Raw genomic sequence first — 16576 nt, 5'->3', positions numbered from 1 at the left:
GCGCTCATAGTAAGCATCAGTACGCCAGCGAAGGATTGAATTATAGACAAAACGCACACAGCCGAACGTTTGAGCCAAAAGCTCAACCTGATCGGCTGTTGGATAGAAGCGGTATTTGTATGCGCGTTTCATATGTACAAAATTACAGGAGCCATCGTGAAAAGACAAAAAGAAGTTAGCTCGAAAACCGCCTCCTTTCCTCCCCGGCCTGAAGGCCGAGGTTTCCCGGAGGCACTCTGATGACAATCCCGAAGTCCCGCTATGATTTGCCACGGATTATTTTTGGCGTGCTGTTTATCGCCATAATGATCGTCGCCTGTTTTTGGGTCATTCAACCTTTTATTCTCGGTTTTGCCTGGGCCGGCATGGTGGTCATCGCCACCTGGCCACTGCTGATTAAGCTGCAAAAAATACTTTGGGGGCGACGTTCACTGGCGGTGCTGGTGATGACGATACTGTTGATCCTGCTGTTTATCCTGCCAATCTCTCTGCTGGTCAGCAGCGTGGTGGACAACAGCGCACCCATCGTGGCCTGGGCCAGCACGCCGGGCAAGCTGCATATTCCCGATCTGGCCTGGCTGCAATCTATCCCGATGATCGGCGATAAGGTCTATCACAGTTATCACACCCTGGTGAACGCCGGAGGCAGTGCGCTGGTGGCGAAGGTACAGCCTTACTTCGGCCAGACCGCCACCTGGTTTGTGGCACAGGCTGCGCATATTGGCCGCTTTTTGTTGCATTGCACATTGATGCTGCTGTTCAGCGTATTGCTGTATGCCCGCGGTGAGCAAGTCGCTCTGGGCATTCGTCACTTTGCCACACGTTTGGGTGCCGAAAGAGGCGATGCTGCCGTGGTGTTGGGTGGTCAGGCGATCCGCGCCGTGGCGCTGGGTGTGGTGGTTACCGCGCTGGTGCAATCGGTTCTGGGTGGCATTGGCCTGGCGGTGACCGGCATTCCTGCCGCTACCCTGTTGACCGTGCTGATCTTTATTTGCTGTGTGGCACAATTGGGGCCGTTGCTGGTACTGGTACCGGCAATCATCTGGTTGTACTGGAGTGGCGATACCACCTGGGGCACCGTGCTGTTGGTCTGGAGCTGCCTGGTGGCCACATTGGATAACGTACTGCGACCAATGCTGATCCGCATGGGCGCCGACTTGCCGATGATCTTGATCCTGTCCGGCGTTATCGGCGGCTTACTGGCTTTCGGCATGATTGGCCTGTTTATCGGCCCGGTGGTGTTGGCGGTGTCTTACCGTTTACTCACTGCCTGGATGAATGAAGCGCCGGAACCGACGGCCAACCTGGAAGAAGTTGCCAAAGATTTGGAACAGATGTAACCCCGCTTCTGCCCGGGTTACCGGGCAGAACTCCCCTTTTTTCCATGACTTTTTGTTGAGTAACTCTTCCGCAATAATAAAACTCGCCGCCGCTTTTCACCTAATGACCATTATTTAAACATACCGAATAAATACATCTTTTTAGTACTGCGTTAAAATCGACCTCGGTTAAAAATAAATTCTAATACGCTGATTGATTAAGACGATTCTTAATGACTAGCGACGCTTAAATATCTAGTATTATTGCCATCTATTGCTTCAAATATCTGATTTAAAGCAAGATTTCCAAACAATGTAATGCCATACATGTGAATTGCTGTGTGTAGTCTTTGCCCGTCTCCTATGATGGGCTTTTTTTTATTCTTTTTTGACCGCCTTTATTCACCCCCGCCCTTTTATTTACATTCAGAAATAAAAAAGCCGTAACCAGAGTTACGGCTTTAGCCTTAGTGGTTATTCCACGCCGCGAAAGTTATGTTCTCTTCGACAGATTAACCCAGGTTTGCACCACGGTATCCGGGTTGAGCGACAGACTGTCAATACCCTGATCCATCAGCCATTCGGCAAAGTCCTCATGGTCGGACGGGCCCTGGCCGCAAATACCGACGTATTTGCCCTGACGCTTGGCCGCCTGAATCGCCATCGACAGCAGAATTTTCACCGCTTCGTTGCGCTCGTCAAACAGCTCAGAGACCACGCCCGAGTCACGATCCAGCCCCAGCGTTAACTGAGTCATGTCGTTGGAACCGATCGAGAAGCCATCAAAGTGCTGCAGGAACTGATCCGCCAACAGCGCATTGGATGGGATCTCGCACATCATGATCACTTTCAGGCCGTTCTCACCGCGCTTCAGGCCCTGGCGCGCCAATTCGGCCACCACCGCTTCCGCCTGTTCCACCGTGCGAACAAACGGCACCATGATTTCAACGTTGGTCAGGCCCATCTCATTACGCACGCGTTTTACTGCGTCACATTCCATCGCAAAACAGTCGCGGAAGTTGTCGGACACGTAACGACCGGCGCCGCGGAAGCCCAGCATGGGGTTCTCTTCGTGCGGTTCATACTTCTCGCCGCCGACCAGGTTGGCGTACTCATTGGATTTGAAGTCAGACAGACGCACGATCACTCGCTTCGGCCAGAACGCGGCACCCAGCGTTGCAATCCCTTCCGTCAGACGGCCGACATAGAACTCGGCCGGATGGTCGTAGCCCTGCATCAAGGTCTTGATTTCTGCCTGCAGCTCCGGAGTCTGCTGATCAAACTCCAGCAACGCCTTCGGGTGCACACCGATCATACGGTTGATGATAAATTCCAGGCGGGCCAGGCCGACACCTTCATTCGGCAAACGCGCGAAGTCAAAGGCACGGTCAGGGTTGCCGACGTTCATCATGATTTTAAGCGGCAGATCAGGCAGTTCGGTCACTTCTGAACTCTGCACGTTAAAATCGAGGATATCGCTGTAGACGAAACCGGTATCACCTTCTGCACAAGAAACGGTGACCTGTTGGCCTTCTTTGAGCAGATCGGTCGCGTTGCCGCAGCCCACCACCGCCGGAATACCCAGTTCGCGCGCAATGATCGCCGCGTGGCAGGTTCGGCCGCCACGGTTGGTGACGATGGCGGCGGCTTTCTTCATGATCGGTTCCCAATCCGGGTCGGTCATATCAGTCACCAGCACGTCGCCTGGCTCAATACGGTCCATCTCGCTGATGTTATGGATGACCTTCACCGGACCTGCGCCAATGCGGTGGCCAATAGCGCGCCCTTCCACCAGCACCGGGCTGGTCGCGTTAAGCTGATAACGCTCCATGGTTTGCTCGTTAGAGCGCACGGTTTCCGGACGGGCCTGCACGATCAGCAATTTGCCGGTATGGCCGTCTTTGGCCCACTCGATGTCCATCGGGCGGCCGTAGTGTTTTTCGATCAGGATTGCCTGATGTGCCAGCCCCTGCACTTCTTCGTCGGTCAGAGAGAAACGATTGCGTTGCTGCTCTGGCACGTCTTCGATTTGTACCTGCTTGCCGTGATCCTGCGATGGCGCATACACCATGCGGATTTTCTTCGAACCGAGGTTACGGCGCACGATAGCCGGGTTACCTCTCAGCAGCGTTGGCTTGTGCACATAGAACTCGTCCGGGTTGACGGCGCCCTGCACCACCATTTCGCCCAGACCGAAGGCGGAGGTGATAAACACCACCTGATCAAAACCGGATTCGGTATCGATGGTGAACATGACGCCGGAAGACGCCAGGTCAGAACGCACCATGCGCTGTACGCCGGCCGACAAGGCCACGCCGCGATGGTCATAACCCTGATGTACCCGGTAGGAAATGGCGCGGTCGTTAAACAGGGAGGCGTATACATGCTTAATCGCCACCATGACGGCGTCGATACCCTGCACGTTGAGGAAGGTTTCCTGCTGGCCGGCAAAGGAGGCATCCGGCATGTCTTCTGCGGTGGCGGAGGAACGCACGGCAAATGACGCTTCCGGCTCGCCGTCGGCCAGTTGCTGATAAGCCAGGTTAATTTCACGCTCGAATTCCGCATGGAACGGCGTGTCGATAATCCATTGACGGATTTGTGCGCCCGCCTTGGTCAATTGAGCAATATCGTCAACGTCAGTTTGATCCAGTAACTGATAGATGCGCTGGTTAACACCGCTTTGCTCGAGGAAATCGTTAAACGCCTGCGCGGTGGTGGCAAAACCGTTTGGCACGGCAACGCCCAAATCGGAAAGATTGGTGATCATTTCACCGAGGGAGGCATTTTTGCCGCCGACACGGTCAACGTCGTGCATGCCGAGCTGGTTGTACCAAAGCACATTACGCAAGTCTGGGCCATTGTTGGACATCGAGACAATCCTTATTGCTATCAGTAGGGTATAGACGGATTTAATTCGCTTGCTTTCTCAGCGCCGCTAAAACGGTGCCGAATCAGACTAGCACAATGATCCATAGGAAATGGAAAGGTGAATCGATCAACCCGGTGAAGAAAGTGGATTTTAGGAAAACTTCCTGAAACGGAAAACCTGCCTGGAATCGTTCCCTGTCGCACTAATAGCTTAAATCTCAACAAATTAAGTATTTTTTAAACTTCAGTTTTAAAAACCCTGTTATTTACGCAGTCTTTGATGAAAATAGCGCCATCCTGACCAATAATTCCTCATTGGAAATAAACCTCCGTTTTTCATAAAATTTAAAATAGTGTTTTAGCCTGTGTTTTTATCGCCATCGTTTATTCCCTGACCGCCCTGTTTATTCATCGACTCTGCCCGCACTATCACAATTTTTTTGCCCGCCCCTTTACCATGAGTAAATCTGCAGCCCATGATAAGAGCAAGCAAACGTGATAGTGACGTCACTATTTCAGGTAAGGAGTCCAGGGTGGAAAGAAGCGTTTTTTATATTTCGGACGGTACGGCGATCACCGCCGAGGTTTTGGGCCACGCGGTGCTGTCGCAATTTCCGGTAAAGGCCACCACCTTTACGCTGCCCTTTGTGGAAACCGAAGCACGAGCCCGTGGGGTTTGCCAACAGATTAACGATATCTATCGTGATACCGGCGTGCGACCGTTAGTTTTTTACTCAATCATTTCGCCGGAAGTACGCAATGTCATTACCCAGAGCGAAGGCTTCTGCCAGGATATCGTGCAGGCGCTGGTCGGCCCGTTGCAGGGTGAACTGGAAGTGGAACCGACCCCGGTACCCAATCGCACCCACGGGTTGACCGCCAGCAACCTCGGCAAATATGACGCCCGTATCGCCGCTATTGACTACACGTTAGCCCATGATGACGGCATTTCATTACGTAACCTCGATCAGGCGCAGGTGATTTTGCTCGGCGTTTCGCGCTGCGGCAAGACCCCCACCAGCTTGTATCTGGCGATGCAGTTCGGTATCCGCGCGGCCAACTACCCGTTTACCGCCGACGATATGGACAATTTGCACCTTCCTGCCGCGCTCAAACCGTTTCAGCACAAGCTTTTCGGCCTGACTATCGATCCGGAACGGTTAGCCGCCATCCGGGAAGAACGGCGCGAAAACAGCCGTTATGCCTCCATTCGCCAGTGCCGGATGGAGCTTGCGGAAGTCGAAGCGCTATTTCGTAAAAACCAGATCCGTTATCTGAATACCACCAATTATTCGGTGGAAGAGATCTCGACCAAAATCCTGGATATTCTGGGAATGAGTCGCCGGATGTTCTGATGATAAGATGGCCGGGCTGCCCCCTGCCATCTGTTGATTATTTCCCCACAGGCCACGTTTTTTGTGCTTTTTTTAGCGATTCGGATCAACAGAACACAGTTTCTCCGGTTGAATTCATCGGTTTTTACGTTATTGTGATCGCCATCACTTCCCGGCACTCCTGCCGCAGAGAAGAAAAGTCTTTAGAGAAAATCATGCACAAAACAGATGAACTGCGGACCGCGCGCATCGACAGCCTCGTCACGCCGCAAGAGCTGGCGGAGAAGTTGCCAATCTCGGCGGAAATTGCGGACAACGTAACGGCCTCGCGGCAACGAATTGAAAAAATCCTGACCGGTGAAGACCGTCGCCTGTTGGTGGTTATCGGCCCTTGTTCTATTCACGATCTTGACGCTGCCGTCGATTATGCCGGCCGACTCAATGCGCTGCGCATCCGTTACCAGGACCGCCTGGAAATCGTGATGCGCACTTATTTTGAAAAACCGCGCACCGTGGTGGGCTGGAAAGGCCTGATCTCCGATCCGGCCCTGGATGGTACCTTCCAGGTCAATCGCGGGATCGAAATGGCGCGCCGACTGCTGCTGGAAGTAAACCAGCTCGGTCTGCCCACGGCCACCGAGTTCCTCGACATGGTGGTTGGCCAATACATTGCTGATTTGATCAGTTGGGGCGCGATTGGCGCACGGACTACCGAAAGCCAGATCCACCGTGAAATGGCCTCCGCACTGTCCTGCCCGGTGGGCTTTAAAAACGGCACCGACGGCAACACCCGTATTGCGATTGACGCCATCCGTGCGGCCCGTGCCGGCCATATGTTCCTGTCACCGGACAAGCACGGCCAGATGACTATCTATCAGACCAGCGGCAATCCTTATGGCCATATCATCATGCGTGGCGGCAAGACCCCGAACTACCACGCTACCGATGTGGTCGCCGCCTGCGACAGCCTGCGCGAATTCGATTTGCCGGAACAACTGGTGATCGATTTTAGCCACGGCAACTGCCAGAAATTGCATCGTCGCCAGTTGGAAGTGGCCGAAAACGTCTGCCAGCAGATCCGCGCCGGTTCAGTCGCCGTTGCCGGTGTCATGGCAGAAAGCTTCCTGGTGGAAGGCACCCAGAAAATCGTTGCCGGGCAGCCACTGACCTATGGGCAATCGATCACCGACCCTTGCCTGAGCTGGTCCGACAGCGAACAGTTGCTGGCCATGCTGGCCGATGCGGTAGACACCCGCTTCTGATCCCAGAGCCGGGGCGCCCGCCCCGGCTTTTCCGCCCCCTACTCACTCATCTATACTGGTAGCAATTCTCTCAGTTCCCCATGGAAAGGATTTGGAGTTCCGGCATGATCCATTCACTGTTATCCATCCCCTGCGTCACACTGCAAGGGGAACACAAAACCCTGGGCGATTTCCCGGCCCGGGCTTATCTGGTAGTTAACACCGCCAGCAAATGCGGATTTACGCCTCAGTACCACGGGCTGGAAAATCTGTGGCAGTACTACCGCGAACGCGGCCTGATGGTGCTGGGCTTTCCGTGCAACCAGTTCGGCGCACAAGAACCCGGTGACCCGCTGGAAATTGCCAACTTTTGCACGCTGAACTATGGCGTCAGCTTCCCACTGTTCAGCAAGGTTGAAGTTAATGGCCCAGGCGCGCATCCGTTGTTCAACGAATTAAAACGCCTGGCGCCAGGCGTGCTGGGCACTCAACGCATCAAATGGAACTTCACCAAGTTCTTGCTGACCGCCGACGGCCAGCGGGTGAAACGCTACGCGCCGATCACCAAACCCGAACGCCTATTTGAGCGCATCGAAACCCTGCTGAAATAACCCCGAATCTTACGGGCTGAGTCATCTCAGCCCGTCTCACATCACCTTCCTGCAAAAAGCTTCCATTGGTAAGAAAATTTTCCTTGATGTAACCTTTCGTTCACATGATAATGATTCTCACTTTGATATTAATTGCTATTTAACGGTCTGTTTTATAAACACATGACGATGGATAATTACCCCCCAAACACGCCTGCCCAGGCGGCTCACACCGCTGACAGTGGCCTGGCCACGCCGCCTTGCTACGACAGTGCACAACTGCTCGATGCCGATGGCGTGGCGATCATCATCCATCAGGGCCAGCGCTATCAGTTACGACAGACCAAAGCCGGGAAATTGATCCTGACCAAATAATTCCCATCCCTTAACGCCAGCCACCCAGATCCTTTTTGATCCAGGCAGCCAGCAAATCTATTGATATGTTTAAAACATACGGAGAGTTGCGACATGCCTCTGATCTTTTCCACCCGGCTGCGTTTATCCGCATTGAGTCTGGTGATTGCCTGTGCTCTGCCGACAGTGACTTTTGCACAAACCAGCGAAATCCGTTCTTCTTCCACGGCGACGGCCCCGGCTAAAAAGGACAAAGCCAGCGACGAAACCATGACGGTAGCCGCCACCGGCAATGCGCGCAGCAGCTTTGAAGCGCCAATGATGGTTACGGTGATCGAGGCTGATACGCCACAGAGCCAAACCGCCACCAGCGCCGCCGATATGCTGCGCCGTGTGCCGGGCATTACCGTCAATGGCACCGGTCGCAGTAATGGCCAGGACGTTTTCATGCGTGGCTACGGTAAAAATGGCGTACTGACATTGGTAGACGGCATCCGTCAGGGCACCGACACCGGGCACCTTGGTGCCACCTTCCTCGACCCGGCTCTGGTGAAACGCATCGAAGTGGTACGTGGCCCTTCCGCCCTGCTGTATGGCAGTGGTGCACTGGGGGGCGTAATTGCTTATGAAACCGTAGATGCCGCCGATCTGCTGTTACCCGGTCACAATAGCGGCTACCGGGTGTACGGCACCGCCGGCAGTGGCGACCACAGCCTGGGCATGGGGGCCAGCACCTACGGCAGGACCGACAATCTCGACGGACTGTTGTCATTTGGCACCCGCGACGTCGGCAATCTGCGTCAGGGCAACGGCTTCGACGCCCCCAATGATGAAACTATCAGCAATCTGCTGGCCAAGGGAACCTGGAAGCTCGATGAGAATCAGTCATTGAGCGGCGACCTGCGCTACTACAACAACCGGGCGCAAGAGCCGAAAAATCCGCAGGAATCGGCCAGCAGCAGCGGTAACCAGATGACCGACCGCTCGACCATTCAACGCGACGGCCAGCTTGGCTACAAACTGAAACCTGTGGGTCAGGATTGGCTCGATGCCGAAGCCAAAATCTATTACTCCGAAGTGGAGATCAACGCCCACACCAACGGCAATGAAGATGAAGCGCGCAAGCAAACCACTCGCGGTGCCAAGCTCGAAAACCGCAGCCGTTTGTTTGCCGACACCTTCGCTTCTCACCTGTTGACCTATGGCAGTGAGGCTTACAAGCAGGAGCAGACACCGGGTGGCGCGACAGAAAGCTTCCCACAGGCGAAAATCAACTTTGCTTCCGGCTGGTTGCAGGACGAAATTACCCTGCGCGACCTGCCGGTCACCCTGCTCGCCGGGACGCGTTACGATAACTACAAAGGTTCCAGTGACGGTTACGCCGATGTTGACGCCGACAAGTGGTCATCGCGCGGTGCCGTCACAGTGACACCAACCGACTGGCTAATGCTGTTCGGCTCTTATTCGCAGGCTTTCCGCGCCCCGACCATGGGAGAGATGTACAACGATTCCAAGCACTTCTCTATCCCCATGGGGCCGACCACCATTACCAACAACTGGGTGCCTAACCCGAACCTGAAGCCGGAAACCAATGCCACCCAGGAATACGGCTTCGGGCTGCGCTTTGACGATTTGCTACTGGCTGATGACAGCCTGCAATTCAAAGCCAGCTACTTTGATACCAAAGCCCGCGACTACATCACCACGGATGTCACCATGGAGCTGGGTCGTGGCCCGCGCGGCCCCTATTGCATCAGCTGCACCACGTTCTCGACCAATATCGATCGTGCAAAAATTTGGGGCTGGGACGCCACGCTGAGCTATAAAACCGCCATTTTTGGCTGGGATCTGGCGTACAACCGGACTCGCGGCAAAAACCAAAGCAGCGGCGAATGGCTAAACAGCATCAATCCGGATACGGTCACCAGCACGCTGGACGTACCGCTGGGTGAAACCGGCCTGTCGACAGGCTGGGTTGCCACTGTGGCCCAACGAGCTACCCGAGTAGAAACAGGCACCGCAGAACAAGGCGGCTACGGCGTCAACGATTTCTACCTGAGCTATAAAGGTCGCGATCGCCTGCAGGGCGTGACCACCACGGTGGTGCTGGGCAACGCCTTTGATAAAGAGTACTACTCGCCACAGGGCATCCCGCAGGACGGGCGCAATGCCAAACTGCTGGTCAGCTATCAGTGGTAATGTTTTGAATCCGGCGGGCATGAAGATCGCCCGCCGCCTGACTCTCACACAGGAGAACCCGCAATGAGCAATACCCTATATGCACGCTATCAGCAGGCAAAAATTGATAACCCAGGCAAATATGCGCGTGACCTGGCTGACATTCTTGGCGTCAGCGAAGCGGAGCTGACCCATGCCCGTGTCGGTCAGGATACCCGTCGTCTGCAGGCCGATGCCCGCACCCTGCTGACCGAACTCGAGCAGGTTGGTGTCACCAAATCCATCACCCGCAACAGCTACGCAGTACATGAGCAAATGGGCCGTTATCGCAACCAGCACCTGAACGGTCACGCCGGGCTGATCCTCAATCCACGTGAGCTGGATCTTCGTCTGTTCCTCAACCAGTGGGCCAGCGCTTTCGCCATGAGCGAAACCAACAAGCGCGGCGTGCGTCACAGCATTCAGTTCTTCGATCATCAGGGCGACGCACTGCATAAGGTTTACACCACCGATGAAACCGATCTGCCGGCCTGGATGGCGCTGGTTGAGCGCCACCTGAATGCAGAAAACCCGACGCTGGAACTACAACCGGCAGACGCCCCGGTCAATAACGCCTCGCCGGATGCCGAGAAAATCGACCAGGAATGGCGTGCAATGACCGACGTTCACCAGTTTTTCCAGTTGCTGAGCCGCAATAAACTGACCCGCCAGCAAGCCTTCAGTGCCGTCGGCAACGATTTGGCCTACCGGGTCGATAACAGCGCCCTGAGCCAATTGCTTAACGCCGCAATGAACCTGCAGAACGAAATCATGATTTTTGTCGGTAACCGTGGCTGCGTGCAGATCTTCACCGGTCAGATTGAACGCCTGATGCCGCAGGAAGGCTGGATTAACGTGTTCAACCGCCGTTTCACCCTGCACCTGATCGAAGACGCGATCGCCGAAAGCTGGATCACCCGCAAACCCACCAAAGACGGCTTCGTCACCAGTCTGGAACTGTTCGCCGCTGACGGCACCCAGATAGCACAACTTTACGGCCAGCGCACCGAAGGCCAGCCGGAACAAACTCAGTGGCGTGAGCAGGTTGCCGCGCTTGAACCCAAGGACATTGCCGCATGAAACCTTCATTGACCCGTCGTCTGACGCTGTGCATTGCGCTGGCGTTGCCGTTCACCGCTGCAGCGGTGGAACGTATTGTCTCGATAGGCGGTGACGTCACCGAAATTGCCTTCGCACTGGGCGCGGGCGATGAAGTGATAGCGCGAGACAGCACCAGCCTGCAGCCGGAAGCGGTTAAAAAACTGCCGGACGTCGGTTATATGCGCCAGCTCAATGCCGAAGGCATTTTGACGTTGAAACCCACGCTGGTGCTGACCACCGAGCTGGCAGAACCGGCATTGGTGCTCAAACAGCTGGAGGAAAGTGGCGTTAAAGTGGTGCGCATTCCCGGTGATACCACCTTGCAAAGCGTGCCGGAAAAAATCGGCGTGATCGCCAATGCGTTACGGCGTACCGAACAGGGCAAGCAGTTGAGCGCGCGTTACCAGCAGCAATTGGCGGCGGTGAAAACCGACGCCCTGCCGGTCCGGGTGTTGTTCGTCATGAGCCACGGCGGTATTACGCCAATGGCCGCCGGACAACACACCGCCGCCGACGCGGTGATCACCGCTGCGGGCCTGAAGAACGCCATGCAAGGGTTCAGCCGCTATCGCCCACTGTCGCAGGAAGGCGTGATAGCCAGCGCGCCGGATTTGCTGCTAGTTACCACTGACGGCATAAAAACGCTCGGCGGCGAGCAACAACTGTGGAAATTGCCGGGCATGGCACTCACCCCGGCGGGTAAACAACATCGTGTACTGGTGGTTGACGATATGGCGCTGCTGGGCTTTGGGCTGGAAACCCCCGCCGCGCTGGCCAAGCTGCGTGATGCGGCGGAGCAAAAGTAATGCGCTGTCGCACCTCCCCCCGACTGGCGATGACCAGCCTGCTGGTACTGTTGGCGCTATTGGCTTTGGGCGCGGCCAATATGGGCGCGCTGACGCTGTCATTCCGCACCCTGTGGCAGCAGCCTTTCAGCGACACGTCCTGGCATATCTGGCTGAATATCCGTTTGCCGCGCGTGCTGCTGGCGGTAGTGATAGGGTGCGCGCTGGCGGTGTCCGGTGCCGTAATGCAGGGGTTGTTCCGTAACCCGTTGGCCGATCCCAGCCTGCTTGGCATCAGTAGCGGTGGCGCGCTGTTTGTGGCGCTGATTATCGTCATGCCGCTGGCCCTGCCGCCGGTGATCGCCCTGTATGGTCACATGCTGGCGGCATTTCTCGGCAGCATGCTGGTATCGCTGTTGATTTACGGCATCAGTCGTAGCGGTCACGGCAGCCTGTCGCGCCTGTTACTGGCGGGTATCGCCATCAACGCCCTGTGTATGGCGGCGATTGGCGTGCTGTCTTACCTCAGTAGTGACCAGCAACTGCGCCAGTTTTCACTGTGGATGATGGGCAGCCTGAGCCAGTCACAATGGCCAACGCTGGCCGTTTCCGCCTCGTTGATCCTGCCAGCCACCTTGCTGACACTGTTACAGGCGCGCCGCCTGAATCTGCTGCAATTGGGAGATGAAGAGGCGCATTACCTCGGTGTGAATGTTCAGCGTGCCAAGCTACAGCTGCTGCTGTTGAGCGCATTGCTGATAGGCGCAGCGGTCGCGATGAGTGGCGTGATTGGCTTTATCGGCCTGGTGGTACCGCATTTGGTACGCATGCGCCTCGGCGGCGACCACCGTTGGCTGCTGCCCTGTTCCGCTCTGGGGGGGGCCTGCCTGCTGTTGGTCAGCGATACGCTGGCGCGCACGCTGGTGGCTCCGGCAGAAATGCCGGTCGGTTTAATGACCAGCCTGATCGGCGGGCCTTATTTCTTATGGCTGGTCATGCGCCAGCGGGAGCGTGTGGGTGGATAATACAGCAAGCCTGACGGCGCAGCAGCTACGTTACAGCCTGGGTTCGCGACGGCTGATCAACGATGTCTCGCTCAGCATCAATAGCGGCGAAATGGTGGCGATTATCGGGCCGAACGGTGCGGGCAAGTCGACGTTACTGCGCCTGTTAACCGGTTATCTGTCCCCAGGCTGTGGCGAATGTCAGTTGCTCGGCCGCCCGCTGGAACAGTGGCAACCCCAGCAGTTGGCGAAAGTGCGCGCGGTGATGCGTCAACATAGTGATCTGGCCTTCCCCTTCACCGTAGAAGAAGTGGTCAGTATGGGCCGCGCACCCCACGGCAAACGTGACGTGCAGCGGGCGGTACAACAGGTGATGGCGCAAACCGACTGTCTCGAATTGGCCCAGCGCGATTATCGTCAGCTTTCCGGTGGTGAACAGCAACGAGTGCAACTTGCCCGCGTGCTGGCGCAGCTTTGGCAACCACAGCCGACACCGGCCTGGCTGTTTCTGGACGAACCGACCTCGGCGCTGGATCTCTACCACCAGCAACATACGCTCAGGTTGCTGCGTACGCTGACGCGGCAACAGCCGTTGGCAGTATGCTGCGTATTGCACGACCTCAACCTGGCGGCATTGTATGCAGATCGCATTTTATTGATGCATCAGGGGCAATTGGTCGCGACGGGCACGCCGCAGGAAGTGTTGCAGGCGGATATTCTCACCCGTTGGTATCAGGCAGATCTGGGCGTGGTTTATCACCCGGAAGTCGCGCTGCCACAGGTGTATTTGCGCCAGTAGTTTCTTTACCGGGCGCGTTATCCCGCGCCCGTCATCTTTCTTCGTCAATCAGCTAGAGCAAGAGATCTCCAGATGTTTGCCCCAATCCGGCGGCAACGCGGCGAGATCGTCATACTCTGGGTTATCCGCAAACGGTGCCAGTAACGCCTGATGCAGACGCGCCAGCTTGCTGACATCATCCTGTTCGGCACTTTCAATTGTCTGTTGTGCCAGGTAGTTGCGCAGGATTAGCTTCGGATTCACCGCCTTCATTGCCTGCTGGCGCTGCGCGTCACTCACCTGTTCTTGCTGCAAACGCTGGCGGTACTGCTGATACCAACTATCGAATGCGGCGCGATCGATAAATTCGTCCCGCAGTGGCGACTGCGCCTGTTGCTGCTCCGTCTGGCTCAGTAAGCGGAATGTGCGGCTATAGTCCCGCCCCTCTTGCGCCATCAGGCTCAATAACCCGGTCAGCAAATCGTTATCCTGCGGCGACTGGGTGAAGAAGCCGAGCTTGGCGCGCATCTGTTCCCCATAAGCCCGCATCAGAGCCGGTTCATAGGCCGCCAGCGCATTTTGCAGCTGTTCGGTGCTCATCAGCCCGGACAGGGTCTGCGCCAGGCGGTGAAGGTTCCACAGCGCCACCGCCGGCTGGTTATCAAAGGCATAACGCCCCTGATGATCGGAATGGTTACAGATATAGTCGGGCTTATAATCGTCAAGGAAACCGTAGGGCCCATAATCGATGGTGATGCCCAGAATCGACATGTTATCGGTGTTCATCACGCCGTGAGCAAAGCCGACGGTCTGCCAATGGGCAATGAGGCGGGCTGTACGCTCAACCACATCGGTAAACCACAGCAGGTAGCCATCGCTCTGATCTTTAAACTGCGGCCAGTGGCGGGCAATCACAAAATCAGCCAACTGCTGCACCTGCTCCGGCTGCTTACGGTAATAAAAATGTTCGAAATGACCGAAACGCACGTGGCTTTCCGCAACACGCAGCAGCATCGCTCCGCGCTCAGGCTGTTCACGATAGACAGGTTGTTCGCTGGTCACAATGGTCAGCGCGCGCGTAGTGGGAATACCCAAATGATGCAGCGCTTCGGAAGCCAGGAACTCACGGATCACCGAGCGCAGCACCGCACGGCCGTCGCCCATACGCGAATACGGCGTCAAACCGGCCCCTTTCAGATGCCAGTCCATGCTGCGGCCATCCGCCAGCCGTTGTTCACCCAGTAAAATGCCGCGGCCGTCACCCAACTGTCCGGCCCAGACGCCGAACTGGTGGCCGCTGTATACCTGCGCCAACGGCCGCATACCCGGCAGCAGCGTTTCGCCCGCCCAAATCGGGGTTTTATCCTGGGTAAACCAGCTTTCTTCCAGTCCCAGTTCGCGCGCCAGCGGCTCGCTGTGATACAGCAAGCGGGTGCCCTTGAGCGGCGTGGGGTTCAATTCGGTATAAAAACCGGCTAGCTGTTGATGGTAAGCATTTTCAAACTGCGGCATAGACCCTCCGTTCCACCTAGTGTAGAGCCTGAGCGTGGGGATTAACACGGATGAAATGCAGGGAGAACGCATCTGCCTGAAACCAGGACAGATGCAGTGAGTTTAGCTTTTATGTCAGCCGATACGGCTTAAAAGCCTTTTTGCGCTGATGAATAAAATACTTTATCAGCGAGAGAATGATAATGAATAACAGTACCGGGGTAGCAACCAACCTCATCCCGTCCATTATTGGAACCATTGTGTGTGCAGTACTCTCAATTATTGTTTTTGAACTCATCGGGCGTTACCCGTAACGCCGCCAGATTATCCACACCAACGCTGGGCCATAAAAAACCTTGTAGGCCAAAAACACCGGCGTGTCTGAGCTTATTAAAATATTCCTCCTTCTCTATTCCTTCGACAATGACTCCCTTGCACAGCAGATTGATATTCTTTAATAGCGAGTCAATCACCACGTCATAACCCTGGTGGGTAAACAACTGCCAATAAAATCGCTTATCGATTTTCACGTAGTCGAATAACCCATCATACAAAGCAGTCAGTGTTGCCTGGCCAGAGCCAAAATCGTCCAGCCACAGAGAAAATCTCTCACTAAGCCGGCGGATTTTTTCATTGTTTTTCCCTGCCGAAAGATTCGGAAAACCCTCGCTGATTTCAAAGGCGATAAATGACCATTGTCTGATCCGTTCGCATAATGGAGCGTCAGCAAGAATCAAATCGACCAGGGTTTCTTCGACATTAAGCGTCAACAATACATCGTTTTCGACGAACCAGGCGGCATTCTGCTCCGCCAAACTCAATTGTTCATTAAATAACTCAATCCTTTGCTCGGTGGACAATAAATTAATCCCAATGTCAGCCGGCATCGCCAAATCACCGTCCAGACTATTAAAACGGTTCAAGATTTCCACCGCCAACAGCCTGCCCTCCATTGAGTAAACAGGTTGAAAAACATAGCTGCTAATAAAGTCAGCTTCGAGTTGGATTTTCATTTCAATGCCATAGGCTGAATGGCGAACATCTCATCGTATATCAATATATTTTATCGATCAATCCCTGTGAGATTAATCGGAAATATCAATGCCACCAGTCATAAATTATCATTTAATTGATAGATTAAAGCTATATAGGCCAACCATAGCGCAAAGCAAAAATCGATTTGGCTTAAGGCAAAAACAGAGATGCAAGCGTACTTCTGGAAAATATTTAGCTTAAGTGATAAGGTAATTCTGAAAATTTGACTTATCATCATTGTTTTAATTAAAGAAATTCCTATCAGAAATTAAATATCAAATTAGCATCTTTACACTCGCTGCCAAGCAGTGACCACAACTGATTAAATTTAATAACGCATCAATTTCTCGCGTTATTCCTTGCATTGAATCAGTAAAAAAATGCCACCTTGATTTTTAGAAAAGTTGTGCTAAATACCATGTTTTGGCTGATTTTTTACGTTGGGGGAATAATCGC

General features: G+C 54.7%; 14 protein-coding genes and 1 other RNA gene. 11 read left to right on the top strand and 4 right to left on the bottom strand.

The genetic code is table 11. From position 1 onward, the window contains the following. On the bottom strand, nt 1–132 hold a 132-nt coding region (locus E5C26_RS11005), incomplete at its 3' end, for a helix-turn-helix domain-containing protein (protein ID WP_167796642.1). Nucleotides 133–239: 107 nt separating this feature from the next. Here E5C26_RS11005 and ydiK point away from each other — a divergent pair. After that, a complete protein-coding gene (ydiK, locus tag E5C26_RS11000; protein ID WP_135316325.1) occupies nt 240–1340 on the top strand; it encodes an AI-2E family transporter YdiK in 1101 nt (366 codons plus the stop codon). A 250-nt stretch (nt 1341–1590) separates the two neighbouring features. Next, nucleotides 1591–1701, top strand: an RNA gene (rprA, locus tag E5C26_RS10995) — antisense sRNA RprA. Between the two features lie 111 nt (nt 1702–1812). Here rprA and ppsA read toward each other — a convergent pair. Further along, the gene (gene ppsA, locus E5C26_RS10990; protein ID WP_135316324.1) at nt 1813–4191 is read right to left on the bottom strand and encodes a phosphoenolpyruvate synthase; all 2379 of its coding nucleotides are present in this window, start codon (nt 4189–4191) and stop codon (nt 1813–1815) included. A 532-nt stretch (nt 4192–4723) separates the two neighbouring features. Between ppsA and ppsR the strand changes: the two genes are divergently transcribed. The 9 genes from ppsR (at nt 4724) to E5C26_RS10940 (ending at nt 13615) form a co-directional block, all read left to right on the top strand. After that, nucleotides 4724–5545 (top strand): posphoenolpyruvate synthetase regulatory kinase/phosphorylase PpsR, encoded by an 822-nt coding sequence (gene ppsR, locus E5C26_RS10980; protein ID WP_135316323.1) that lies wholly within the window; start codon nt 4724–4726, stop codon nt 5543–5545. 194 nt (nt 5546–5739) lie between these two features. Further along, nucleotides 5740–6786 carry a 3-deoxy-7-phosphoheptulonate synthase gene (locus E5C26_RS10975; RefSeq protein WP_135316322.1) on the top strand — a complete coding sequence of 349 codons (1047 nt, stop codon included), beginning with the start codon at nt 5740–5742 and terminating at the stop codon, nt 6784–6786. 104 nt (nt 6787–6890) lie between these two features. Next, entirely contained in the window at nt 6891–7376 is a 486-nt protein-coding gene (locus E5C26_RS10970) for a glutathione peroxidase (protein ID WP_135316321.1), read from the top strand. A 168-nt stretch (nt 7377–7544) separates the two neighbouring features. Beyond that, nucleotides 7545–7730, top strand: a complete 186-nt coding sequence (hemP, locus tag E5C26_RS10965) for a hemin uptake protein HemP (protein WP_135316320.1) — start codon at nt 7545–7547, stop codon at nt 7728–7730. Between the two features lie 93 nt (nt 7731–7823). Next, complete coding sequence (locus E5C26_RS10960; protein ID WP_135316319.1) at nt 7824–9908, top strand: TonB-dependent hemoglobin/transferrin/lactoferrin family receptor; 2085 nt, start codon at nt 7824–7826, stop codon at nt 9906–9908. Nucleotides 9909–9971: 63 nt separating this feature from the next. Further along, nucleotides 9972–11006, top strand: a complete 1035-nt coding sequence (locus E5C26_RS10955; protein WP_135316318.1) for a hemin-degrading factor — start codon at nt 9972–9974, stop codon at nt 11004–11006. Beyond that, nucleotides 11003–11833, top strand: a complete 831-nt coding sequence (locus E5C26_RS10950; protein ID WP_135316317.1) for a heme/hemin ABC transporter substrate-binding protein — start codon at nt 11003–11005, stop codon at nt 11831–11833. The genes E5C26_RS10955 and E5C26_RS10950 overlap by 4 nt, the downstream gene beginning before the upstream one ends. Then, entirely contained in the window at nt 11833–12837 is a 1005-nt protein-coding gene (locus tag E5C26_RS10945; protein WP_135316316.1) for a FecCD family ABC transporter permease, read from the top strand. The genes E5C26_RS10950 and E5C26_RS10945 overlap by 1 nt, the downstream gene beginning before the upstream one ends. Continuing rightward, nucleotides 12830–13615: a heme ABC transporter ATP-binding protein gene (locus E5C26_RS10940; protein ID WP_135316315.1), complete on the top strand. Its 786-nt coding sequence runs from the start codon at nt 12830–12832 to the stop codon at nt 13613–13615. Before E5C26_RS10945 ends, E5C26_RS10940 begins: the two co-directional genes overlap by 8 nt. A gap of 48 nt (nt 13616–13663) precedes the next feature. Here the strand turns inward: E5C26_RS10940 and E5C26_RS10935 are convergent, their stop codons facing one another. Then, on the bottom strand, nt 13664–15106 hold the full coding sequence (locus tag E5C26_RS10935) for a protein adenylyltransferase SelO (protein WP_135316314.1): 1443 nt from the start codon (nt 15104–15106) through the stop codon (nt 13664–13666). 254 nt (nt 15107–15360) lie between these two features. Next, complete coding sequence (locus tag E5C26_RS10930) at nt 15361–16098, bottom strand: EAL domain-containing protein (RefSeq protein ID WP_135316313.1); 738 nt, start codon at nt 16096–16098, stop codon at nt 15361–15363. Nucleotides 16099–16576: the final 478 nt, after the last annotated feature.

It is taken from the genome of Serratia proteamaculans (assembly GCF_004684015.1).
In the GTDB taxonomy this organism is placed as follows: Bacteria; Pseudomonadota; Gammaproteobacteria; order Enterobacterales; family Enterobacteriaceae; genus Serratia; species Serratia proteamaculans_F.
The sequence above is the reverse complement of the archived record's forward strand: the minus strand, read 5'-3'. Positions and strand labels throughout refer to the sequence as shown.

Coding starts and splice junctions, on each gene's coding strand:
- ydiK (WP_135316325.1), top strand. CDS start 240: ATGACAATCCCGAAGTCCCGCTATGATTTGCCACGGATTATTTTTGGC.
- E5C26_RS10930 (WP_135316313.1), bottom strand. CDS start 16,098: ATGAAAATCCAACTCGAAGCTGACTTTATTAGCAGCTATGTTTTTCAA.
- ppsA (WP_135316324.1), bottom strand. CDS start 4,191: ATGTCCAACAATGGCCCAGACTTGCGTAATGTGCTTTGGTACAACCAG.
- E5C26_RS10960 (WP_135316319.1), top strand. CDS start 7,824: ATGCCTCTGATCTTTTCCACCCGGCTGCGTTTATCCGCATTGAGTCTG.
- hemP (WP_135316320.1), top strand. CDS start 7,545: ATGGATAATTACCCCCCAAACACGCCTGCCCAGGCGGCTCACACCGCT.
- E5C26_RS10945 (WP_135316316.1), top strand. CDS start 11,833: ATGCGCTGTCGCACCTCCCCCCGACTGGCGATGACCAGCCTGCTGGTA.
- E5C26_RS10935 (WP_135316314.1), bottom strand. CDS start 15,106: ATGCCGCAGTTTGAAAATGCTTACCATCAACAGCTAGCCGGTTTTTAT.
- E5C26_RS10975 (WP_135316322.1), top strand. CDS start 5,740: ATGCACAAAACAGATGAACTGCGGACCGCGCGCATCGACAGCCTCGTC.
- E5C26_RS10950 (WP_135316317.1), top strand. CDS start 11,003: ATGAAACCTTCATTGACCCGTCGTCTGACGCTGTGCATTGCGCTGGCG.
- E5C26_RS10955 (WP_135316318.1), top strand. CDS start 9,972: ATGAGCAATACCCTATATGCACGCTATCAGCAGGCAAAAATTGATAAC.
- E5C26_RS10970 (WP_135316321.1), top strand. CDS start 6,891: ATGATCCATTCACTGTTATCCATCCCCTGCGTCACACTGCAAGGGGAA.